General features: G+C 30.4%; 6 protein-coding genes and 1 tRNA gene. 1 reads left to right on the plus strand and 6 read right to left on the minus strand.

Features of this window, described 5'->3' with window-relative positions:
• Positions 1-54: 54 nt before the first annotated feature.
• The 6 genes from U9R42_05570 to serC all read right to left on the minus strand — a co-directional run bounded on the left by U9R42_05570 (position 55) and on the right by serC (position 5,869).
• On the minus strand, positions 55-2,190 hold the full coding sequence (locus U9R42_05570) for an elongation factor G (GenBank protein MEA3495489.1): 2,136 nt from the start codon (positions 2,188-2,190) through the stop codon (positions 55-57).
• A gap of 129 nt (positions 2,191-2,319) precedes the next feature.
• Positions 2,320-2,392, minus strand: a tRNA-Phe gene (locus U9R42_05575).
• Between the two features lie 317 nt (positions 2,393-2,709).
• A complete protein-coding gene (locus tag U9R42_05580) occupies positions 2,710-3,123 on the minus strand; it encodes a hypothetical protein (GenBank protein MEA3495490.1) in 414 nt (137 codons plus the stop codon).
• A gap of 96 nt (positions 3,124-3,219) precedes the next feature.
• Positions 3,220-3,645 (minus strand): hypothetical protein, encoded by a 426-nt coding sequence (locus tag U9R42_05585; protein MEA3495491.1) that lies wholly within the window; start codon positions 3,643-3,645, stop codon positions 3,220-3,222.
• A 160-nt stretch (positions 3,646-3,805) separates the two neighbouring features.
• A complete protein-coding gene (locus U9R42_05590; protein ID MEA3495492.1) occupies positions 3,806-4,726 on the minus strand; it encodes an NAD(P)-dependent oxidoreductase in 921 nt (306 codons plus the stop codon).
• A gap of 66 nt (positions 4,727-4,792) precedes the next feature.
• Positions 4,793-5,869 carry a 3-phosphoserine/phosphohydroxythreonine transaminase gene (serC, locus tag U9R42_05595; GenBank protein MEA3495493.1) on the minus strand — a complete coding sequence of 359 codons (1,077 nt, stop codon included), beginning with the start codon at positions 5,867-5,869 and terminating at the stop codon, positions 4,793-4,795.
• A gap of 101 nt (positions 5,870-5,970) precedes the next feature.
• Here serC and U9R42_05600 point away from each other — a divergent pair, with 101 nt between their 5' ends.
• Positions 5,971-6,378, plus strand: coding sequence for a hypothetical protein (locus U9R42_05600; GenBank protein MEA3495494.1), 408 nt, complete (start codon positions 5,971-5,973; stop codon positions 6,376-6,378).
• Positions 6,379-6,631 lie beyond the last annotated feature (253 nt).

Consider the following 6,631-nt stretch of genomic DNA (forward strand, 5'->3'; position numbering starts at 1 on the left):
TTATAACCAGCCGAAGTATTAGGAATAAATTATGGCTTATTAAAAAATAAGAATTTACTCTTCCTCTTGACTAGCTTCGTAATCTTTCAATAATTGTTGTTGAATTTCCGGTGGTACTTTTTCATATCCGTCAAACTTCATAGAATAAGTACCTCGTCCATTAGTTAATGAACTTAAAGCTGTAGAATATTTATTTAAATCAGCTAAAGGAACTTTTGCTTTTATTTTTTGATAAACACCTTCACCTTCCATTCCTAAAATAATTGATCTTCTTCCTTGCAAGTCAGTCATAACATCACCCATTTTTTCTTCAGGAACAATTACTTCAATTTCATAAATCGGTTCAAGTAACTTAGGATTAGCCGCCTTAAAAGCTGCTTTAAAAGCTGTTCTTCCTGCAATTTTAAATGAAATTTCATTTGAATCAACAGGGTGCATTTTACCATCATAAACAACTACTCTAATATCTCTGGCATAAGAGCCTGTAAGAGGACCTTCTTCCATTTTCTCCATAATTCCTTTCAAAATAGCAGGCAAATATCTGGTATCAATAACGCCACCAACAATAGCATTATAAAAAACAAGTTTTCCTCCCCAAGGAAGTTCAATAACTTCTTTACCTCTAATATTATATTGGTCTTTTGGGGGATCAGGTTTTTTCTCTTGATATGGCTCAATCATTAAGTAAACTTCACCAAACTGCCCTGAACCACCTGATTGCTTTTTATGACGAAAATCTTTTTTTGATTCTTTAGTAATTGTTTCTCTGTAAGGTATTTTTGTCGGAAAAAATTCAATTTCAATTTTATGTTCTTTATTAATATGCCATTTTGCAATGTTAATATGAAGCTCACCTTGTCCTTGAATTACCATTTGCTTCAATTCTGTTGAATAATAAAAATGAAATGTGGAATCTTCTTGAGCCATTTTATTCAAAATTCCACCAAGTTTTTCATCATCAGTAGAATTTACTGCCTTAACAGAAATTGTATATTTAGGCTCAGGGAAAACAGTTTTTTTAATATCTAAATCAGCTCCTTTTTCATTTAAGGAAGAATTTATTTTTGTGTTTTTCATTTTTATGGTAGCACCAATATCTCCTGCAACAAGTTTCTCAACTTTTTCACGATTTTTACCTGCTATCAAATATAATTGAGATAATTTTTCCTTTGTTTGAGATTGAATGTTTTCCATTTCATCTCCTTCAGCAATTTCTCCTGTAATAACTTTAAAAAATACAACTTCCCCTAAATGCTCCTCATAAGAAACTTTAAAAACATAGGCAGATTTTGCTTTAGCCGAATCAATCGGAAGTTCATCTCCATTTGCTAATGTTTCAGCATTTGCATCATCTGGTGATGGAACAACTTTAGTAATAAATTCCATCAATCTCTTTGTCCCGATATCATTTTTTGCAGAAGTACAAAGAATAGGAAAAAGGTCTCTTTTCATTAAACCCAATCTAATTCCTTTTCTCATTTCGTCTTCATCAAGTGTACCTTTATCGAAGAATAATTCCATTAATTCTTCATCATTTTCCGCTGCTGCTTCTACTAGTTCATTTTGTAATTCTTCAGCTTTATCCTTCTCGCTATCAGGTATAGGAAGTATCTCTGCATCTCCTCCTCCTTTTGGAAACTTAAACATTTTCATTTTAAGAACATCAATAATAGAATCAAAATCAGAACCTTGATTCAAAGGATATTGAATTGTTACTAATTTATTTCCAAAAATTTCTTTTGATTTTGCAACAAGCTCATCAAATTCGGCTTTTTCATGATCCAGTTGATTGGCAACAAAAATTAAGGGCTGACCATAATTCATTGCATGTCGCCAAAATATTTCAGTACCAACTTCAATTGCATTATGGCTGTTAAGTACCATAAGACTCACATCAGTAACTCTCATTGCCGAAATAGCCTCACCAGCAAAATCATCAAAGCCAGGGGAATCAATAATATTGATTTTATAATCCTCAAAAAATGAATAAAGGACTGTTGATTTAACAGAATTTAATCTTTCATGCTCAATAGGACGATAATCGGATATTGAACTTTTACTTTCAACATTTCCTTTCCTTTCAATAACACCACCTGCTAACAATAATGATTCGGATAAAGTTGTTTTACCACTTGATGCACTTCCTAAAATACTAATATTTCTAATTTCTTTTGTTTGATATACTTTCATTATTCTCTTATTTACTCTTTATAAAAAGGTGGTAAAAATACCAAAATTTAAATATTTAGAAAGATTTTTTATCTTTTTTTAAATTGTAAAAAAAAATGCAAAAAAAAGCCCCGCAAAATGCGAGGCTTGTGGTGAAGGACAGAATTGAACTGCCGACACAAGGATTTTCAGTCCTTTGCTCTACCGACTGAGCTACTTCACCAACAATTTTGAAGCCGCAAAGATATTCTTTTTATTTAAATTCTCAAATTTTTTTTAAATATTCTCACAAGCATTTATAATTTGGAACTAATACCAATTTAATTTCAAAACGCCTGATAAATAAATTAAATTATATTTTTCTTTTTTTAGGCAAAAATTCTTTGCATAGCTATAGCTACGGAAATAATTTTTAACGACAAAAAAGGGAAATAGAAATGATTTATATCGGGTGTTTTGATGTTAATTTGGTATAAATCTTATTTTGTAGTTGTTAGGGAATTTTTTCAAAAAATTCTTATTAAAGCAAAATAAACTTCGTTATTTCACCGCAGCAGTTATATGATAACTTGTTGTTGTATTTATCGGCACAAATAATTCACCCAAGCCCTCATATAATTCACTTTGATGTTCAAATGTAGCTCTGATATAATATTTTTGTGGAAGAAGTTTTTCGAAATATGCATTAAACGGACTTACACCATCAGTATAATTTGAATCATAAGTAATAAGATTTGTCCTATCTTCTTCTGACTCATATAATTTTACCATAGCATAACCCCAAAGAACGCCTGTAGGTAAAGACATGTGAACATAAACATCAAGTTTACCTGTTGGGTCTTCTGTAGGTTCGTTGTTAGGTTCATTTCCTTCATCCTCATCTTTATCACAAGAAAAACCAGCTATTACGAATGAGAAAGCAATAAATAAAGCTAATATTCTGTATTTTTTCATTTTTTTTATCTTTTAAATTTTTTTCAAAATTACAAAAAAAAACCATTCCTTTTAATAAAAAAAGAAATGGTTTTATATCTTCACTATTAGTTGTTTTTAATAAACTGCTGTTACATGAATTGTCTTGGTTGTACCTTTAGGCACCCATGTTTCGGCAGTTCCCATTCTCCATGCATCTGTAGAACTTTGTCGCCATTTCACTTGAATATAGTAATAATTAAATGGCAATTCTTTAAAATAAGCACCTTTGTTTGCAGGATCATCAGGGTCAGTAAGATTCATTTTGTAAAAATTCCCATTATCCAAATCATCTTGACTAAGGTAAAGTTTTACTTCTGCTGAAGCAAGAAAAGCACCTGTAGGAAGATCCATTCTTACAAATACTTCAAGATTTCCATTTGTTGTAGGACCTTCTTCCCATGATCTTTCATAAACAGGATTATCCTCTGTACATGAATTAAAGGTAAACATCAACAAACCGAGAAACATAACACCAAAAACAGCTTTGAATTTATTCATCATTTTTCTTTTTTAATTCAATTTTATTATTCCTTTTTGCTAACGAGAAAACTTAAACAATATTTTCTCACAACTTTTAAAGGTACAAAAGTATTAAAAAATTCACAAATCAGGTGATTTTTTTAAAAAGTATTTTTTTTGCCACTTTTAAATCTCCAAAAAATCAATTAACTTTAAAAGTAATATCTCCTTTTTCAATGAATCCAACAATTTGATTAATTGCTGCTACTCCTGCATTTACATTTGCTTCATTTGTTTGAGCACCCATTTTTTTAGGTGTAAAATAAAATCTTCCTTCATATTTAGATTCTATTTCTTTAGCACAAACAGGAGCAACATCAGAAATATATTTAAAATCATCTCTGTCAGCAAAAACTTTCATTAGTGATTCTTCACAAACAACTTCTTTTCTTGCTGTATTCACTAAAACAGCATTTTTCGGCATTTTTGAAAGAAGGTCAAAATTAATTGACTCCTTGGTTTTTTCGTTTGAAGGAATATGTAAGGAAATATATTGACAACTATTGTAAAGTTCTTCAGCAGAATCAACAACTGTTACACCATCTTTTTCTATTTCGGATTTTTCAATAAAAGGGTCAAAAGCAAAAATTTTCATTCCAAAACCTTTAGCAATTCCAGCAACATATCTTCCTACATTACCATAAGCATGAATACCAATTGTTTTACCTTTCAACTCTGTTCCTGCTTTGCCGTTAAAAGTTCCTCTTGCCAAATACACCATCATTCCTATAGCAAGTTCAGCAACTGCATTTGAGTTTTGCCCGGGAGTATTCATAACAACAACATCATTTTTTGTTGCTGATTCAAGGTCAACATTATCGTAACCTGCTCCAGCACGAACAACTATTTTTAAATTTTTTCCTGCTTCAATTACTTCAGGAGTTACTTTATCACTTCTTATAATAAGAGCATCTGCATCTGCAACGGCTTCAATCAATTCCGATTTGTCAGTATATTTTTCAAGAAGAGCAAATTCATAAGCTGCTTTTTCTGTAATTACTTTTATGTTTTCAACTGCTTCTGCTGCAAAAGGTTTTTCTGTAGCAACTAATATTTTTGTCATAACAAATGTTTTTAATAATTATATAAAAAATGGCAAAATAATTAATTTTTTCTGCCATTAAAACTTCTATCCCTTAATATTTTCAAATTCTTTCATTACATCTATCAATGCTTCAACGCTTTCTTTTGGTAAAGCATTGTATGTTGACGCTCTAAAACCACCAACCGAACGATGACCTTTGATGCCAATCATTCCTTTTTCGGTAGCAAATTCAAGAAATTCTTTTTCAAGTTCTGAATATTCATCATTCATTACCCAACAAATATTCATGATAGAACGGTCGGTTTTGTCCTCAACAGTTCCTTTGAACATTTTATTTCTGTCAATTTCATCATAAAGTAATTGTGCTTTTTCAATGTTTTTCTTTTGCATTTCTGCAATTCCACCATTGTTTTTGAGCCATCTTAAAGTCATAAGAGCAGCATATAATGGTAAAACAGGAGGAGTATTAAACATTGAATCTTTAGAGATATGTGTTTTGTAATCTAACATTGTAGGAATATCTCTTTCAACTTTACCCAAAACTTCTTCCTTAATAATTATGAATGTTAGTCCGGCAGGAGCAAGATTTTTTTGAGCACCGCCATAAATTAAATCATATTTTGAAACATCAATAGGACGACTGAAAATATCGGAAGACATATCGGCAACCAAAGGAATATCAATGTCAATATCTTCTCTTATTTCTGTTCCATAAATCGTATTGTTTGTTGTAATGTGAAAATAATCAGCATCAGCAGGTATTTTGTAATCCTTTGGAATGTAATTAAAAGTCTTTTCTTTTGAAGAAGCCACTACGTCAACTTCACCAAAAAATTTAGCTTCTTTAATAGCCTTTGTTGACCATGCACCTGTATCAAGATAAGCTGATTTCTTATTCATAAGGTTGAAAGGTATCATCAGGAATTGTGTACTTGCACCTCCTCCGAGAAATAAAACTTTATAACCTTCAGGAATATTTAACAATTCTTTAAATAATGAAACCGCTTCATCCAAAACAGCTACAACTTCTTTACTTCTGTGAGAAACTTCCATTATTGATAAGCCTGTACCTGCAAAATCAAGTGTCGCCTTTGCAGTTTCTTCAATTGTAAACTTTGTTAAAATTGAAGGACCTGCATAAAAATTATGTTTTTTAACCATTGTAATCATTTTTTAGTGTTTAAGAACAAAAATATTTGTACTTTTGTACTTTTAAAATAGTTTTAATTTGTTTTTAATACGGCTCTAAATTATTACAATTAATGGATTCTGAAAATTTAATTTACATTTTTTTTATTATCGTTTCAATTATTGCTTCTATTTCCAAAGGAATTAAAAAATCTAAAAGTAAAAAAGCAATTACTCAACAAGCAAAATCGGTTGATTACCCAATAGAAACAACAACTGCTACTGAAAATAACGCTCCGAATAATTGGTATGAAAAAACAAAGGAAACAATAAACAGTTATGAGAGTGAATTTGAAGACCTATTTATTGACAACGAACAAGAAAAAATAGAAGCTGAAGAAAAAAAGCAAAAAGAAATTTTAGAACAAAAACAGAAAGATTTAGAAAGAATCAAAAAGCGAACTGAACATCTGAAGAAATCCCTTTTTAGTACATACGAAACAAATAACACTAAACGGTGTATTTTAATACAATCTGTATAATTATACACCTACAAGGATTATACAATTAGTAAAACAGTAGTTTACCAACATTTCGACAGATATGGCACTCTTTTATATGTAGGAATATCAAATAATCCAGATAGAAGAATAAAAGAACATAAGCTCAAGCCTTGGTTTAAAAAGATACATAAAATCAAGGTTAAAACTTATACAACTAGAGCCAAAGCTTTAAAGATAGAAGAGCATTTTATCAAGACAAAGAAGCCGATTTATAACAAAGTACACAATAAAA

The organism is Bacteroidota bacterium (assembly GCA_034723125.1).
Taxonomy (GTDB): Bacteria; Bacteroidota; Bacteroidia; order CAILMK01; family JAAYUY01; genus JAYEOP01.